Annotated in this window: 11 protein-coding genes; 7 read left to right on the top strand and 4 right to left on the bottom strand. The window is 73.2% G+C overall.

What is annotated here, in order from left to right; translation table 11 throughout:
- The first annotated feature begins 55 nt into the window (after positions 1–55).
- Genes RDI86_RS04325 through RDI86_RS04305 form a run of 5 tightly spaced genes read left to right on the top strand, consistent with a single transcriptional unit; the run spans position 56 to position 5,565 of the window.
- Positions 56–1,081, top strand: coding sequence for an ABC transporter substrate-binding protein (locus tag RDI86_RS04325; protein WP_086149100.1), 1,026 nt, complete (start codon positions 56–58; stop codon positions 1,079–1,081).
- A complete protein-coding gene (locus RDI86_RS04320) occupies positions 1,078–1,896 on the top strand; it encodes an ABC transporter ATP-binding protein (RefSeq protein ID WP_308820789.1) in 819 nt (272 codons plus the stop codon). Before RDI86_RS04325 ends, RDI86_RS04320 begins: the two co-directional genes overlap by 4 nt.
- Positions 1,893–2,966: a Gfo/Idh/MocA family oxidoreductase gene (locus RDI86_RS04315; protein ID WP_308820788.1), complete on the top strand. Its 1,074-nt coding sequence runs from the start codon at positions 1,893–1,895 to the stop codon at positions 2,964–2,966. The genes RDI86_RS04320 and RDI86_RS04315 overlap by 4 nt, the downstream gene beginning before the upstream one ends.
- Positions 2,963–4,447, top strand: a complete 1,485-nt coding sequence (locus RDI86_RS04310; RefSeq protein WP_086149098.1) for a mannitol dehydrogenase family protein — start codon at positions 2,963–2,965, stop codon at positions 4,445–4,447. Before RDI86_RS04315 ends, RDI86_RS04310 begins: the two co-directional genes overlap by 4 nt.
- Positions 4,448–4,449: 2 nt before the next feature.
- A complete protein-coding gene (locus RDI86_RS04305) occupies positions 4,450–5,565 on the top strand; it encodes a mannonate dehydratase (RefSeq protein ID WP_233139795.1) in 1,116 nt (371 codons plus the stop codon).
- 26 nt (positions 5,566–5,591) lie between these two features.
- Here the strand turns inward: RDI86_RS04305 and RDI86_RS04300 are convergent, their stop codons facing one another.
- Positions 5,592–6,008 (bottom strand): TIGR03618 family F420-dependent PPOX class oxidoreductase, encoded by a 417-nt coding sequence (locus tag RDI86_RS04300; protein WP_061266625.1) that lies wholly within the window; start codon positions 6,006–6,008, stop codon positions 5,592–5,594.
- A 112-nt stretch (positions 6,009–6,120) separates the two neighbouring features.
- Here RDI86_RS04300 and RDI86_RS04295 point away from each other — a divergent pair, with 112 nt between their 5' ends.
- Positions 6,121–7,146: a beta-ketoacyl-ACP synthase III gene (locus tag RDI86_RS04295; protein WP_308820787.1), complete on the top strand. Its 1,026-nt coding sequence runs from the start codon at positions 6,121–6,123 to the stop codon at positions 7,144–7,146.
- A gap of 58 nt (positions 7,147–7,204) precedes the next feature.
- Here RDI86_RS04295 and RDI86_RS04290 read toward each other — a convergent pair whose 3' ends face one another.
- The 3 genes from RDI86_RS04290 to RDI86_RS04280 form a co-directional block, all read right to left on the bottom strand.
- The gene (locus RDI86_RS04290; RefSeq protein ID WP_308820786.1) at positions 7,205–9,814 is read right to left on the bottom strand and encodes a discoidin domain-containing protein; all 2,610 of its coding nucleotides are present in this window, start codon (positions 9,812–9,814) and stop codon (positions 7,205–7,207) included.
- A 104-nt stretch (positions 9,815–9,918) separates the two neighbouring features.
- Positions 9,919–11,238 carry a DUF1996 domain-containing protein gene (locus RDI86_RS04285; RefSeq protein WP_076403374.1) on the bottom strand — a complete coding sequence of 440 codons (1,320 nt, stop codon included), beginning with the start codon at positions 11,236–11,238 and terminating at the stop codon, positions 9,919–9,921.
- Positions 11,239–11,479: 241 nt separating this feature from the next.
- Positions 11,480–13,753, bottom strand: coding sequence for a discoidin domain-containing protein (locus RDI86_RS04280; protein ID WP_308820785.1), 2,274 nt, complete (start codon positions 13,751–13,753; stop codon positions 11,480–11,482).
- A 319-nt stretch (positions 13,754–14,072) separates the two neighbouring features.
- Here RDI86_RS04280 and RDI86_RS04275 point away from each other — a divergent pair, with 319 nt between their 5' ends.
- Complete coding sequence (locus RDI86_RS04275) at positions 14,073–15,119, top strand: LacI family DNA-binding transcriptional regulator (RefSeq protein WP_308820784.1); 1,047 nt, start codon at positions 14,073–14,075, stop codon at positions 15,117–15,119.
- Positions 15,120–15,126 lie beyond the last annotated feature (7 nt).

Below are 15,126 nucleotides of genomic sequence, written 5' to 3'. Positions count from 1 at the left end.
TCCAGCACACCCCGCCCCTCGACGACGAGGCGGCACGAGCAGAAGGGCTCTTCCCATGCGCGGTGGACAGTTCGCAGTGACGCTGGCGGTGGCCGGCGTCGTGGTGGCAGGGACGGCGGCCTGCGGGCAGTCCGACCCGTCGGAGGCCGGTGGCGGCGAGGGGAGCGACGGTCTCACCGAGGTCACCGTCACCCTCAACTGGGTCCCGTACGGCGAGCACGCGCCGTTCTACTACGGCGTCGACCAGGGGATCTTCGAGGAGGAGGGCATCGACCTCACCATCCAGCCGGGCAACGGGTCGGGGAACACGGTCCAGCAGGTGGCGCAGCGCAACACCGACTTCGGGTGGGCGGACACGCCTCCGCTGGCCAACGCGATCAGCTCGGGGATGCCCGTGCGCAGCGTGGGCGTCTTCCTGCAGACGGGACCGAGCTCCGTCGAGTTCTTCGCCGACCAGGGCATCGCCGAGCCGGCCGACCTCGTCGGCAAGACGGTCGGCGGCACGCCCGGCGACGCGATGTACGGCACGTTCCCCGCGTGGCTCGAGCTCAACGGCGTCGACCCGGCGGACGTGACGGTCGTCAACGTCGACGCCGCGGGCAAGATCGCCGCCCTCATCGAGGGCAAGGTCGACGCCATCCAGGGCTTCCACCACGACCAGGCGCCGACCATCGAGAACCAGACGGGCGAGGAGGTCGACGCGCTGCCCTTCGCCGACTTCGGGATGAACCTGCTCGGCACCGGACTCGTGGCCCACGAGCAGCTCATCGCCGACGACCCGGAGCTCGTCGAGGCGATGGTGCGCGCGACCTCGCGCGCCTTCCTCGCGGCGTCCGAGGACCCGGAGGGCGCGGTCACGGCGATGGCGGCCGGCGCCGAGCAGGCGCCCGACGACGCGGTGCTGGCGGCGCAGCTCGCGGCGACGGTCGAGCTGCTCGGGCTCGACGACGCCCCGGCACCGGGCGTCAACACCGAGGAGCAGTGGACGAGCACCCTGACGTTCCTCTCCGAGAACACCGACTTCGACGGCGGCACGACCCCGGCGGACTTCTGGGACGGCTCGTTCGGGGCGGACCTGTGACGGCGGCCCCGGAGCTCGCCGCTCCGGCCGCGGACGCCCGCGCCGAACCGGTCATCGAGGTCCGCGACCTCACGATGCGGTTCAGCTCGAAGCGGTCCGAGACGGTGGCGCTCGACGGCGTCTCGCTGACCGTCCGCGCGGGGGAGCTCGTGACGATCGTCGGGCCGTCCGGCTGCGGCAAGTCGACGCTGCTCAAGATCGTCGCGGGTCTCACCGCGTACACCGAGGGCGAGGTGCGCCTCAACGGGCAGGTCGTGACGCGCCCCCAGCGCGACATCGGCTTCGCGTTCCAGCGCTCGGCGCTGCTCGAGTGGCGTGGGGTGCGCAAGAACATCCTGCTCCAGGCGGAGATGCGCGGGATGGACCGGCGCCGCGCCCAGGAGCGCGCCGCCGTGCTCATCGAGCTCACGGGGCTCACCGGGTTCGAGAAGGCGCTGCCGCACGAGCTGTCCGGCGGCATGCAGCAACGCGTCGCCCTGTGCCGGGCGCTCCTGCACGAACCGCGGGTGCTCCTCATGGACGAGCCCTTCGGCGCCCTCGACGCCCTCACGCGCGAGCAGATGAACATCGAGATGAACCGCATCTGGCGGGAGACCGGGACGACGATCGTCCTCGTCACTCACTCCGTGCCGGAGGCCGTCTTCCTGGGCAGCCGGATCGTCGTCATGAGCCCTCGCCCGGGCCGGATCGTCGAGACGCTCGAACCGGGGCTGCCCGCCGAGCGCGACTACGGGACGACCCTCGTCGACCCGCGGTTCACGGGTGCCGCCGAGCGGCTGCGCGACCTGCTCGGCGCCAGCCACGTGGTCGAGTGAGCAGGGCGGTGGCCGGGGGGCCGGGTGCCGCGGGCGTCGTCGGGGTCGGCATCGTCGGGACGGGGAGCATCGGCGCGCTGCACGCCCGGGCGTTGCTCGACCTGCACCCACGGGCGCGCCTCGTCGCCTACAGCGGGCGCGGCCTGCCCGACGACGCGGCGAGCGGCGGCCCCGCGGTGCGCACCACGCCGGACGACGTGGTCCGTCGCCCGGACGTCGACGTCGTCGCGGTCTGCACGCCGAGCGGGAGCCACGCGCGGCTCGCGCTCGCCGCGCTCGAGGCCGGCAAGCACGTGGTCGTGGAGAAGCCGCTCGCGCTCACCGTGGAGGACGCGCTGCTCGTCGAACGGGTCGCGCGCGAGCGGGGGCGCGTCGTCTCGATGGTCTCGCAGCGCCGCTTCGAGCCGCAGCACCAGGAGCTGCGGCGCGCGCTCGACCGCGGCGCGCTGGGCGAGCTGCGGCTCGTCGCGACGCACGTCCCGTGGTTCCGCGACGACGACTACTACGCGGCAGCGCCGTGGCGGTCGGACGAGCGCGAGGGCGGCGGGTCGCTCGTCAACCAGGGCGTCCACAACGTCGACCTCCTGCGGTGGCTCTGCGGGCCGGTCGAGTCGGTGACCGCCCAGGCCGCGACGCTCGCGCGCCCGGCGGGCGCCGAGGACACCACGGTCGCGACCCTCCGCCTCGCGTCCGGCGCGCTCGGCGTCGTCACGACGACGACGGCGACCCCGCCCGGCTTCCCCGCGACGCTGACGCTCCACGGGTCGCTCGGCTCCGTCGAGCTCGCGCAGGACGAGGTGGTCCGGTGGAAGGTGCCCGGCGTCCCCGCCCCCGCCTCCGGCAGCGCGGCGGGCGGGGCGGCGGACCCGCTCGCGATCGGCCACGCCGGTCACCGCGCGCAGTGGGAGCGGGTGCTCGCGGCGCTCGACGGGACGGCACCGCCGCCGGTGGGGGCCGCCGACGCCGTGGAGACCGTCCGGCTCCTGTGCGCGATCCGGCAGGCGGCCGCGACCGGGTGCACCGTCCGTCCCGCCGACCTCGGTCGCGTCGGACCCCGGGAGGCCGCGTGACCGCGCGGCTGCACCGGGGAGGGCCGCCCTCGCTCCGGCCCGCGCCGGTCGACCCGGCGCACGTCGGCATCGTCCATCTCGGGATCGGCGCGTTCCACCGGGCGCACCAGGCGGTCGTCACGGAGGACGCCGCGCTCGCCACGGGCGAGGACCGCTGGGGGATCCTCGGCGTGACGCAACGCTCCGCGACCGTGCGGGACCAGCTCCGTCCGCAGGGTGGCGTCTACACCGTGCTGACGGTCGGCGCCCGCGGGGCGTCCGCACGCGTCGTGGGCTCGGTGACGGACGTGGCGTGGCCGGCCGAGGAGACGCCGCGGATCCTCGCGGCGCTCGCCGCGCCCACGACGCACGTGGTGACGCTCACCGTCACCGAGAAGGGCTACGCGCGCCGCGCCGACGGGCACCTGGACACGATCGCGGTGCGCGCCGACCTCGACCTGCTCGCCGCCGAGGAGACGCGGGAGGTCGCCGACGAGGACACCGGGGCGGCGACGACCGCCGTCGGGCTGCTGGTGCGCGGGCTCGCCGCGCGTCGTCGGGCCGGCGCAGCGCCGCTCACCGTGCTGAGCTGCGACAACCTCGCCGACAACGGCCGCGTGCTCGCGCGCCTCGTGCGCCAGGCGGTCGACGCCGCGCTCCCCGGGCCCGCGGGCGACGCCCTGCGCGGCTGGCTCGCGACGGCGGTGACGTTCCCGTGCAGCATGGTCGACCGGATCGTGCCCGCCACCACCTCGGCGCAGCGCGACGAGGTCGAGGCGCTCCTCGGCGCGCGCGACGAGGGCGTCGTCGTCGCGGAGCCGTTCCTCCAGTGGGTCGTCGAGGACCGCTTCGCCGGGCCCCGCCCGGCGTGGGAGCTCGGCGGCGCGACGCTCACGCGCGACGTCGCGCCGTACGAGCGCGCCAAGCTGCGCCTGCTCAACGGGGCCCACTCGTACCTCGCCTACGCCGGGTCGCTCGCGGGCCACGCCACGATCGCCGACGCCGTCGCCGACCCGGTGCTCGCGGCAGGGGCACGCGCGCTGCAGGCCGACGCGCTGGCGACGCTCGTCGCGCCGGACGGCGTCGACCTCCGCGCCTACGCCGAGGCCCTGCTGGACCGGTTCGCGAACCCCGCGACGGGACACGCCACCCGGCAGGTCGCCATGGACGGCACGTCGAAGATCCCGGTGCGGTGGGGCACGACGCTCGGGGACCTCCTCGCGGGCCGGCCCGGCGACGCGGCCGCGCCGGGTGTCGTGGGTGCCCTCGCCGCGTGGGCCGCGTTCGTCGTGGCAGAGGTGCGGGCCGGGCGCCCGCTGGACGACCCGCGCGGCGACGAGCTGCGCACGGTCGTGGAGGGAGCGCCCGACGACGCGGCGGCGGCCCGCGCGCTCGTCCGCCTCCCGGGACTGCTCCCGGGCGTGGTGGACCCCCGGCTGGACGAGGTCGCCGACGCCGTCGTCGGCGCGATCACGACGAGGGACGAGGTGGGTGCACGGTGAAGATGGGTTTCCGGTGGTACGGCGAGGGCAACGACACGGTCACGCTCGACCACGTCCGGCAGATCCCCGGGGTGGAGACGATCGTGTGGAGCCTCCACGGCAAGCAGGCGGGCGAGGTCTGGGAGCAGGCGGAGATCGACGCGGAGGTCGCGCGGATCACCGGGCTGTCCGCCGAGGCCCGTGCACGAGGGATCACCCGGACGTTCGACGCCGAGGTCGTCGAGTCGGTCAACGTGCACGAGTCGATCAAGCTCGGCAGGACGGTCCTCGGCATGGGCCGCGACGAGGCGATCGAGAACTACGTCACGACCGTCCGGCGCCTCGGGCGGGCCGGCGTCAAGGTCGTCTGCTACAACTTCATGCCCGTCCTCGACTGGCTGCGCACCGACCTTTGGCACCCGCTGCCGGACGGCTCGACCGCCCTCTTCTTCGAGCGCGCCGTGGTCGACGCCTGGTCGCCGCAGCGGCTCATCGCCGAGATGGAGACGAGCACGCACGGGCTGACGCTGCCCGGCTGGGAGCCCGAGCGGCTCGCGAGCTTCAGCGAGCTCGACGCCGCCTACGAGGGCGTGACCCACGACGACATGTACGCGCACTACCGGTACTTCCTCGACGCCGTGGTCCCCGCGTGCGAGGAGGCCGGGGTGCGGCTCGGCGTGCACCCGGACGACCCGCCGTTCGACGTCTTCGGCTGGCCGCGCGTCGTCTCGACCAAGGACGACCTGGCCCGCGTCCTCGCGCTCCACGACAGCCCTTACCACGGTCTGACGCTGTGCCTCGGCAGCTTCTCCGCGAACCCCGAGCAGGACGCCGTCGACGCGGTGCGCACGTTCATGGACCGCATCCACTTCACGCACGTGCGCAACATCAAGCACCTGGGGGGTGGGGACTTCACCGAGGTCGCGCACCGCGCGTGCGAGGGCAGCGTCGACACGACCGGCATCATGCGCGCCTACGCGGAGGCGGACTACCAGGGCTACGTCCGCCCCGACCACGGGCGTCACCTGTGGGACGAGAACACGACCAACAGGCCGCGCCCCGGCTACGGCCTGTACGACCGCGCGCTCGGGATCCAGTACCTGCTCGGCGCGTGGGACGCGTTCCGTCACGGCTCCTGACGGCCCCCCGGGCCCTGCGGCAGGTGCTACGCGTCGTCGCCGGCCTTCGCCTCGCCCCAGCCGTACCAGCGCTCGACCTCGACCCAGGCGCTGACGCGCGGGTCGGTCCGGTTCGCGTACTCGTGGCCGGTGTAGTGGCGCGAGATGCGGTCGATGTCGGCCAGGCCCTCGTCGGCGCGCAGCTCGACGACGCGACCGATGAGCGTCACATGGGTGTACCAGTTCTCGTCGAGCACGGTGAGCGAGACCCGGGGGTCGTTCCGCAGGTGCTTGAGCCGCACGCGGGACTCGTCGAGGTTGACCAGCACGCGACCGTCGTCCTCCCAGACGTACCAGGTCGCGGCGGTGACGGGCGCGCCGTCGGAGCGCACCGTCGCCATGACGGCGGCGTTCGGGCGGCGGAGCATCTCGACGAGACGGGAGGGCAGCGGCGGACGGGACACGACGGCTCCTTCGGTGGCACGACGGCGGACCTCCCGACGGTACGTCACGGGTGTGTCGCACGACCTCCCGGAGCGTTCTGACGACGAGCGGCCGCGTGACATGATCGTCCTCATGCTCACTCCCGCCACCGGCGCGGCCGGGTCGCGCATCGTCGGCCTCGGTCACTTCCAGCCCGAGAAGACGCTGACGAACGACGACATCGCGCAGCTCGTCGAGACCAACGACGAGTGGATCCGCTCGCGGACGGGCATCGTCACGCGGCACGTCGCGGACGACGACACGACCGTCGCCGACATGGCGACCGCGGCGGCCCGCCACGCGCTCGACGACGCGGGCGTCGACCCGGCCGAGGTCGACCTCGTCATCGTCGCCACGGCGACCGCGACGGACCGCTCGCCCAACACGGCTGGCCGCGTCGCGTACCACCTGCGCACGGGCGTCATGCCCGGGCGGTCGACGCCCGAGGAGGCGTCCGAGCTCGACCTGCGGGGCGTCGTCGGGCCGGCGGTGCTCGACGTGAACGTCGCGTGCTCCGGCTTCGCCCACTCCGTCGGCCTCGCCGACCAGGCGATCCGCGGCGGCTCGGCGCGCACGGCCGTCGTGATCGGCGCGGAGAAGCTCACGGCGTTCACCGACTGGACCGACCGCAGCACGTGCATCCTCACCGCCGACGGCGCGGGCGCGGCCGTGCTGCGCGCGACGGACGAGCCCGGCGTCGGCCCGGTGACCTGGGGCTCCGAGCCCGACCTCACCCCGGCCGTGCTCATCGAGGCGCCGCAGGAGAAGTTCGCCCAGGACGGCCGCGCCGTCTTCAAGTGGGCCATCACGCGCGCCGCCGAGCGTGCGCGCACCGTCGTGGAGCGCTCCGGCGTCTCGCTCGACGACATCGAGGTGCTCGTCGCGCACCAGGCCAACCTGCGCATCATCGAGCCGCTCGCGAAGGCGCTCGGGATGGAGTCGAAGGTCGTCGTCACGGACATCGTCGAGTCCGGCAACACGTCCGCGGCGTCCATCCCGCTCGGGCTGTCCAAGTGGTGGCACGCGGGCAAGATCCCCGCGGGCGTCCCGGCCCTGCTCTTCGGCTTCGGCGGCGGGTTCGCGTGGGCGGGGCAGGTCGTGGAGACCCCGACCCGCTGACGAGCGCTCGCCGTCGGCCCGGCTCCTGCGCCGGGCCGACGGCGATGCTGCCACCCGTCTACGGGTAGCTGACGACCTTCGCCGGGACGGTCTCGACGCCGCTGGCACGGGGACCGACGCCGTTGATGACGTGCTCGTACGTACCGACCCCGCCGAGCGAGACGGTCAGCAGCGAGTGCATCCGCACGCCCGGGGTGACCGGGACCTCGAACCCGTTGTCGGAGACGATCGACGCGTCGGACGTGAACACGCAGTAGGAGCCCAGGCCCCAGGCCTCGTGGTCGCGCACGTGGTCCGCGACCTTGTACGCGGCCCACCCCCGGACGCCGTCGTGGTTCCACGCGGCCTGGTTCGGCGGGTCGTACGGGAGCTCGTTCTGGTAGAAGATCGTGCGCCCCCGCTCGCCGTTCCACAGGGTGTTGTCCTTCTGGTAGTGCTCGACGAAGAGGCCGTAGCCGTCGACGTCGTCGCCGTTGACCACGAGGCCGTGGTCGGCGGTGTTCACGTCCCAGCCGATGCCCTCGCCGTGGTCGCCGCGCCAGGACCAGATGTGGTCCACGATCGTGTCGTCCGCGTTGATGACGATCGCGCTGTCCACCTTGCCCGCGTGCGCGCCGCCGACGCGCACGAACACGTCGTGGATCGAGATCGGGTCGCCGGCGTGGTCCGCGCTCGAGCCGTCCGTGCCCACGGTGAGCATGCTCGGGGACTCGGCCGCCCCGGCGTCGAACAGGACGCTCGCGACCCGGACGCCGTCGACGTCGCCGACCTGCATCGCCGTCTGCCCCGCGGTGGGCACGATCGTCGCGTAGCCGAGGCCGAGCACGACGGTGCCCGCGCGGTTCACCTCGATCGTCTCGTCGAGCTCGTAGACGCCGGGGGTGAGCAGGAGGTGGAGGCCCTGGTCGAGCGCCGCGTTGATGTGCTCGGCGGTGTCGCCGGGGTGCGCGACGTAGAAGTCGTCGAGCGGGATCGACGTGCCGGGCGTGGAGCCGTTCTTCCACGTCGCGCCGCGCGTCCCCTCGCGCAGCGACGGGACGAAGACGGCGTAGTCGTCGCCGTCGAGGTAGAGGTACGGCTTCTCGCGGATCGTGCCGGTGGTGTCGAGCGTGGTGACGGCGGGCTCGGGGAACGTCGTCGGCGGGGCGTTCTCGGTGCCGGAGAACACCATGTTCCACAGCGTGCCGTCCCAGCCGCCCGTGAGCGTCGAGTCGCGGGTGTACCACTGCTGCTGCGTGTAGGCCCGCACCTGGCCGTCGACGACGGAGTCGGCGGTGAAGCCGCCCGACGCCCACCCGTAGCGCGACGAGTGCAGCATGAGGTTGCCCTTGACGTGGACGCGACGCATGGGCGCTGCTTGCGAGACGGCCCAGCGCATGTCGCCGCCGGTCGGGGTGACGGCGAGGTTCTCGATGGAGCGCCAGAAGTTCTGCGTGGCGTTCCCCTCGAACCACTCCGCGTCGGCCCAGACGCCGCCCGTGATGTTCACGTCGTCGGGGTTCTTGCCGAGGCCGTTGACCGCGGTGTTGAAGCCGACGTCGACGTGCACCGGGTACGTGCCGGGCTCGAAGAGGAACTGGTCGCGGCGCAGGCCGAACTGGCTCTCCTCCTGCGCCGCGTACGCCGCGTCGACGGCGGCCTGGATCTGCTCGACCGGGGTGCCGGGGCCGAACACGTGCACGTTCGGCCCGAGGTCCCCGCCGCCCTCGATCGGCTCGCCCGTCCCGGGGTTCGGTGTCCCGTCAGCCGTGGTCAGCACGCGCAGCTCCCAGATCGAGTAGCCCCAGCCGGTCCCGCGCTCGGTGCCGACGAGCCGGACGTAGCGACCGGACCCGGTGACGTCGAGGACCTGCTTGCCGCCGGTCCCGTCGGTGACCGTGCGCAGGGTGCGCCACAGGGCGCCGTCGTCGGAGGTCTCGACCCTGAATCCCTTGCCGTAGGCGCCCTCCCAGTCGATCTCGATCCCGCAGACCGGTTCGATCGCACCCAGGTCGACCTGGAGCCACTGCGCGGCGGAGAACTCGCTGCTCCAGCGCGTGTCGGCCTTGCCGTCCACCGCGAGGCCCGCGGCGTGCGCGCCCTCCGTGGACGACGCCGTCGCTGCCTTCCCGAGCGCGGCGTTCGTCGTGCAGTCGTCGACCGGGCCGACCGGGCCGCCGTCGGTCCCGGGCGTGCCGAACACCTGGAGCTCCCACAGCGAGTAGCCGTAGCCGGTGCCGCGCTCGGTGCCGAGCAGGCGCACGTAGCGCCCGGTCCCGGACACGGGCAGCGTCTGCCGCCCGCCGGCACCGTCGGTGACGGTGCGCAGCGTGCGCCAGGTCGTGCCGTCGTCGGACGCCTCGATGCGGAAGCCCTTGCCGTAGGCGCCCTCCCAGCTCAGGGCGACGGACGAGAGCGTCGAGACCTGGCCGAGGTCGACCTGGAGCCACTGGCCCTCGGCGAACTCGCTGCCCCAGCGGGTGCTCAGGTCGCCGTCGACCGCCCGAGCGGCGGCGTAGTCGCCCTGCACGCTCGATGCTGTCGCGGGCTTGCCCTGGGAGAGGTTGACGGGTTCCGCCGCGGTCGCGACGGGCGCTGCGGCCGCCACGAGCGGGGCCGCGACGCACGCCGCGGTCAGCCCCGCGGCGAGGGAGGCCAGGCGGAGCCTGGCCGTGGGTCGGAGATGCATGGTCCTGCCTTCTTCGGGTCGGGGGGCCGTGCCACGGGCACGACCGTGCCCCGGACGCGGCGCCGTCGTGCTCGACGACGCCGCGCCCGTCGGGCGGTGGGGTGTCAGCCGACGAGCTGGTAGTTCTCGTCGAGGACGGTGCCGCGGTGCGGCTTGTAGAGGTCGTACCCGCGCGGGTTGCACTGGAGCCCGCCGTTGATGCAGTGCTCCACGAGGCGCTCCAGCACCTCGGGCTCCCAGCCGTTGATGAAGTCGTAGTGCCACGACTGGTCGGAGCCGCTCACGAGCCGCACGTCGGACATGTCACCGCTCACGGGCCACGCGATCTTGAACTCGATCATCGGGACCGCGATCGGGTGCGTCATGGGGCACTGCCCGTCCACGGGGTACGCCATGTGCGTGCCGTGACCCATGTGGGCCGAGGCGTCGGGGGACAGGTGCATGCCGTCCCAGCAGCTCGGCGCCTGGTAACGGATGTTCAGCTCGGTGCCCTCCGGGCAGTGGGCGGGGATGTCCCAGCTCTTGGAGATGTCGCCGCACTCCCAGCCCTCGACGGCGCCCGGGGCGGTCCTGAACTCGTCGTACGTCGCCATCATGTCGCCCGCGACGAACCGCAGGCCCGGCGGGAAGGGCCTGACCTTGGTGTAGTCGTCGATCCCCGACTTGTAGTAGATCGTCAGCGGGATGTCGGGTTCGATCGGGACGCCGTTCTTCTCGATCGCCGGGAACCAGTACGACGAGTGGTCCTGCGGGACCGTGCAGGTCGAGCCGGTGTTCTCGAACAGGTCCTCGGGCACCGTGAACGCGTCCGTCACGCGGTTGCCGACGAACGTGTGCAGGTGCGACTTCCCTGGCTGGCCGGGGAAGACGATCGGGTCGTCGGGCAGGAAGTGCGAGAACGAGCAGTTGGCCTGGAACTCGTGGTGGGTGACCTCGTCGTCCCACTCCGGCGGGTTCTCGGGGTCCGGCGCGTCGCCGTCGCCGAACACCTGGAGCTCGTGCAGCGAGTAGCCGTACCGCGTGCCGCGCTCCGTCCCGACGACCTGGACGTAGCGACCCGTCACGTCGACGTCGAACGACTGCGTGCCGCCCGTCCCGTCGACGACGGTCGCGACGGTCGTCCAGGACCGGCCGTCCTGGGACACCTGGACCGTGAAGTCCTTGCCGTAGGCCGCCTCCCAGTCGAGGACGACGCGGTCGAGGTCGTGCGCCTCGCCGAGGTCGACGCGGATCCACTGGTCGTCGCTCGGCTGGCTCGCCCAGCGGGTGGCCCGGTCGCCGTCGACCGCGAACCGGGGGCCCAGGCCACCGGACTCGGAGCTCGACGCCGCCGTGAGCGCGCCCTGGGAGAGCAGGGTGTCCGGGGCGGCGGCGGCGCTCGTCGTGACGACCACCGAGGTCGACGCGACGAGGACGCCGGTCATCGTCGCGGCGAGCCGGCGTCGCCGCGTCCCGGTGCGGCGTCTGCCGTGCCGGGGAGGCGATAGCGTGGTGGTGCGTGTCGTGCCGTGCATGCTTCCTCCTTCGAGGTCGTCGCGCGCTGCGGAGCCTCTCGGGCAGGAGCGCGCGACGCTGCGCGGATGATGGGCACGCCCGGCGTCTGTCACCGGGCGCCGTGCCGGGTGGGGGCGGTTGCCGCCGCCCCCACCCGGACGTCTGCGGGTGTCAGCGCTGGTACACGCCGAGCTCGAAGAGCGAGTAGCCCCACTCGGTGCCGCGCGCGTCGAGCTGGAGCCGCACGTAGCGGCCGTTGCCCGCGACGTCGAGGCTGTCGACCCCGCCGTCGCCGTCCGTCACCGTGCGGACCGTGGTCCACGACTGCCCGTCGTTCGACGTCTGGATCCGGTAGGCCTTGCCGAACGCGGTCTCCCAGACGAGCTGGACGTGCTGGAACGCCTGGACGGATCCGAGGTCGACCGTCAGCCACTCGTCGTCGTTCCAGCTGCTCGCCCAGCGGGTGCCCTGGTCGCCGTCGGTCGCCTGGCCGGGGGACCAGTTCCCGTTCCAGGGATCGAAGCTCGACGCCGTCGTGGTCCTGCCCTGGGCGATGTTCGTCCCCGCGACCGGCGGTGCGACGACGCGGAACGAGCGCGTCTCGACCCCGACGTTCCCCTTCCCGTCCTCGGCCCAGACGTAGAGCTTCCACACGCCGAGCCGCGACGGTGCGGTGACCGAGAACTTCCCCTGGCCCTTGCTCGTCAGCTCGGTCCAGGCGAGGCCGCCGGCGCCGTCGACGTACTTGCTGTTGAAGAACGCGACGTAGTTGATCGGGTCGCCGTCGGGGTCGGTCGCGGTGAGGTCGACGTCCAGCGTGGCGCCGGCGGTCACCGACGTCGAGCCCGGGATCGTCATGCCGGTGATCCGCGGGGCCGTGTTCACGCCCGCGAGGTCGACGCCCCACGTCTTGGCGATCGCGTGGTAGCCGAGGCGCTTGTTGTTGCCGGGCGTGACGTTGAACCACACGCCGCCGAAGTCGCCCTCGACGCCGTAGTGGAAGAACGTCGCGCCGAGCGCCTTGCCCTCGTGCTCCATGAGGCACTTCCAGGACAGGGGCAGCGCGCGGCTCTTCTCGATGTCGGTGGGCTCGTCCGGGACGCCGTTCACGTCGTCCGGCACCTCCCACTCGCCGGCCGCGCCGCCCTCGGTGAGCACGTACGGCTTGCCGTAGTTCCCGGCCTCCCACGCGCTCGCGATGCTGCACACGTCGCCGTACGCGTTGATGGAGAGCAGGTCCAGGTCGGGAGCGTGGTCGCGGATGTACGGCCACGCGCCCGTCCACGCGTCGGTGTTCGACGTCGGGTGGTGGGGGTCGATCGCGTGGATCGCGACGCTCACCTCGTTGACGAACGACGCGTAGGCGGTGCGGATCTCCTCGAGGTCCGTGCCGGAGTAGCAGTTCTGGAGGCCGAGGATCGCCTCGTTGCCGATGTTCCACATGAGGACGGCCGGGTGGTTCTTGTACTCCTGCACCCAGCGCAGGATGTCGGCCTTGGTGTCGTCCTTGTACGTCGTGTCGGTGCGGTAGTCGATGCAGCCGCCCGATCCCGGGCCGCCGCCGGGCATGAGCCAGAAGCCCGCGATGACACGGACGTCGTGCTCGGCCGCGGCGTCGAAGATCGCGCGCGAGTCGGCGCCCGTGCCCCAGGTGCGGGTCGTGTTGCCGTTGATGTCGGCGAGACCCTGCATGCGCGGGCCGGTCTCCTCGGCGCTCGTGCCACCCCACGTGAACCCGCGCACCGTGTAGGGCTGCCCGTCCACCTGGAGCTCCCACTCGCCGTCGCCGCCGACGACCTCGACCACGCTCGGGCCGGAGTCCTTGACCGGGACCGTCGGGTGGCCCGGGTGCACGTAGTCGGGGAACGGGTCGGTCGGGTCGCCGGGGTCCGTCGGGTGGACCGGCCCCGAGCCGCCGGCCTCGCCGAAGACGCGGAACTCGTAGAGCGAGTGGCCGTAGCCGCCCGGGCGGGCGGTCGAGAGCACGCGGACGTACCGACCCTCGCCGTCGACGTCGAGCACGTCCGTGCCACCGTCGCCCTGGGTGGTGGAGTAGAGCGTCCGCCACGCCGAGGCGTCGTCGGAGACCTGGACCTGGTACGCGGAGGAGTAGGCGCCCTCCCAGGCCAGCTCGACCCGGTCGATGCTCGCGCGCTCCTGCAGGTCGACCTGGAGCCACTGGGGATCGCTCCAGGCGCTGGACCAGCGCGTGCCGAGGTCGCCGTCGACCGCCTTGGCGGCGTCGTACCCGGACCAGTCGTCCTGGACCGACGACGCGGTGGCGGGCCTGCCCTGGGAAAGGAGCACGGGCTCGGCGCTCGCCGACGTCGCGGGCACGACGAGCGCGGCTCCCGCGAGCGCGCCGGTGGTCAGCACCGCGAGCGCGGCACGCGCTGCTCGGTGTCTGCGGGAGCGCGCGGGGGCGGTGGGGGATGGGGTGCGCATCGCGTTCTTCTACCTCTCCGTCCGCCCCGGGTCGGCATCGACCCGGGGCACAGTTCGTCATCGAGCCGTGCCTTCAGCCGCGGCGCCGCGGCTGAGGTGTGGTGCTGGGAGAGCGCTCTTACCGAGGCTGAGTTTTCACCCGGTCGGAGGGGCTGTCAAGCGATCGCACGGCCGCGGTGTCCGTCTATATCCGTCCATAACTGGGCAAAAAGGGCCCCTATTTCTAACGAACTAGTTAGTAAGTAGGGTCTCCCCGCGGCGCGGCGGCGCACTCCTCGCCGCCTCGGGAAAGCGCTCTTACCCCTGCTATCGTCGCCACGTGAGCGAGCACGTGGAGCATCGGGTGCCGACGCTCGACGACGTCGCGCGGGTGGCGGGGGTGTCGCGCGCGACGGTCTCGCGCGTCGTGAACGGGAAGCGCAAGGTCGCGCCCGCGGTCCAGGAGGTTGTCCTGCAGGCCGTCGCCACGACCGGGTACGTGCCGAACCGGGCGGCGCGCTCGCTCGTCACGCGCCGCACCGGGACCGTCGCGGTCGTCGTGTCCGGCGCCGAGCCGGGTCCCGACGACGGCCTGCACCTCCCGCGCCTGCTCGCCGACCCGTTCTTCGGCCGCGTCGTGGGGTCGTTCGTGCGGTCCCTGCGTCCGCACGACGTCCACCCGGTGCTCATGCTCGCCGACGGCGACGAGGCGCGGCAGCAGGTCGTCTCGTACCTCCGGTTCGGGAACGCCGACGGCGCGCTCGTCGTCTCGACCCGCGCCGACGACCCGCTGCCCGAGCAGCTCCTGGCCACGGGCAGGCCCACGGTGCTCTTCGCCCGGCCCCCGCGGCCCCTCCCGGTGAGCTATGTCGACGTCGCGAACGCCGACGGTGCGCGCCTCGCCGCGCACCACCTGCTGGACCGCGGCTGCCGGTCGGTGGGCGTCGTCTCGGGCCCCCTCGACGTGCTCGCGGCGCGCGACCGTCTCGAGGGGTTCCGCGACGCCATGGCCCGGCGCGGCCACGCGTACGTGCCGAGCGCGGAGGGCAACTTCACGGTCGAGAGCGGCGAGGCCGCGATGCTCGAGCTGCTGCGCGCGGCTCCCGGCCTGGACGGCGTCTTCGTGTCGAACGACGTCATGGCCCAGGGCGCGGTGCACGCGCTGCGCGAGCAGGGTCGCCGCGTCCCGGACGACGTCGCGGTCGTCGGGTTCGACGACAGCCCCGCCGGCACGCTGACGCGCCCGGCTCTCACGACGGTGCGGCAGCCCGTGGAGGAGATGGCCGCCGAGATGGCGCGCCTCCTGCTGGAGCAGGTCGAGACCGGCGAGCCGCGGGTCACGTCGCGGATCTTCGACCCCGTGCTCGTCGTGCGGGACTCGGCCTAGACCGGCG

This window comes from Cellulosimicrobium sp. XJ-DQ-B-000, from assembly GCF_031119065.1.
Lineage (GTDB): Bacteria > Actinomycetota > Actinomycetes > Actinomycetales > Cellulomonadaceae > Cellulosimicrobium > Cellulosimicrobium funkei.
This window is presented reverse-complemented; position numbering and strand designations above follow the sequence as displayed.

What these genes read in the sequence shown, in the direction of transcription:
- RDI86_RS04325 (WP_086149100.1), top strand. Translation starts at nt 56, where the DNA reads ATGCGCGGTGGACAGTTCGCAGTGACGCTGGCGGTGGCCGGCGTCGTG.
- RDI86_RS04305 (WP_233139795.1), top strand. Translation starts at nt 4,450, where the DNA reads ATGGGTTTCCGGTGGTACGGCGAGGGCAACGACACGGTCACGCTCGAC.
- RDI86_RS04290 (WP_308820786.1), bottom strand. Translation starts at nt 9,814, where the DNA reads ATGCATCTCCGACCCACGGCCAGGCTCCGCCTGGCCTCCCTCGCCGCG.
- RDI86_RS04285 (WP_076403374.1), bottom strand. Translation starts at nt 11,238, where the DNA reads ATGACCGGCGTCCTCGTCGCGTCGACCTCGGTGGTCGTCACGACGAGC.
- RDI86_RS04295 (WP_308820787.1), top strand. Translation starts at nt 6,121, where the DNA reads ATGCTCACTCCCGCCACCGGCGCGGCCGGGTCGCGCATCGTCGGCCTC.
- RDI86_RS04280 (WP_308820785.1), bottom strand. Translation starts at nt 13,753, where the DNA reads ATGCGCACCCCATCCCCCACCGCCCCCGCGCGCTCCCGCAGACACCGA.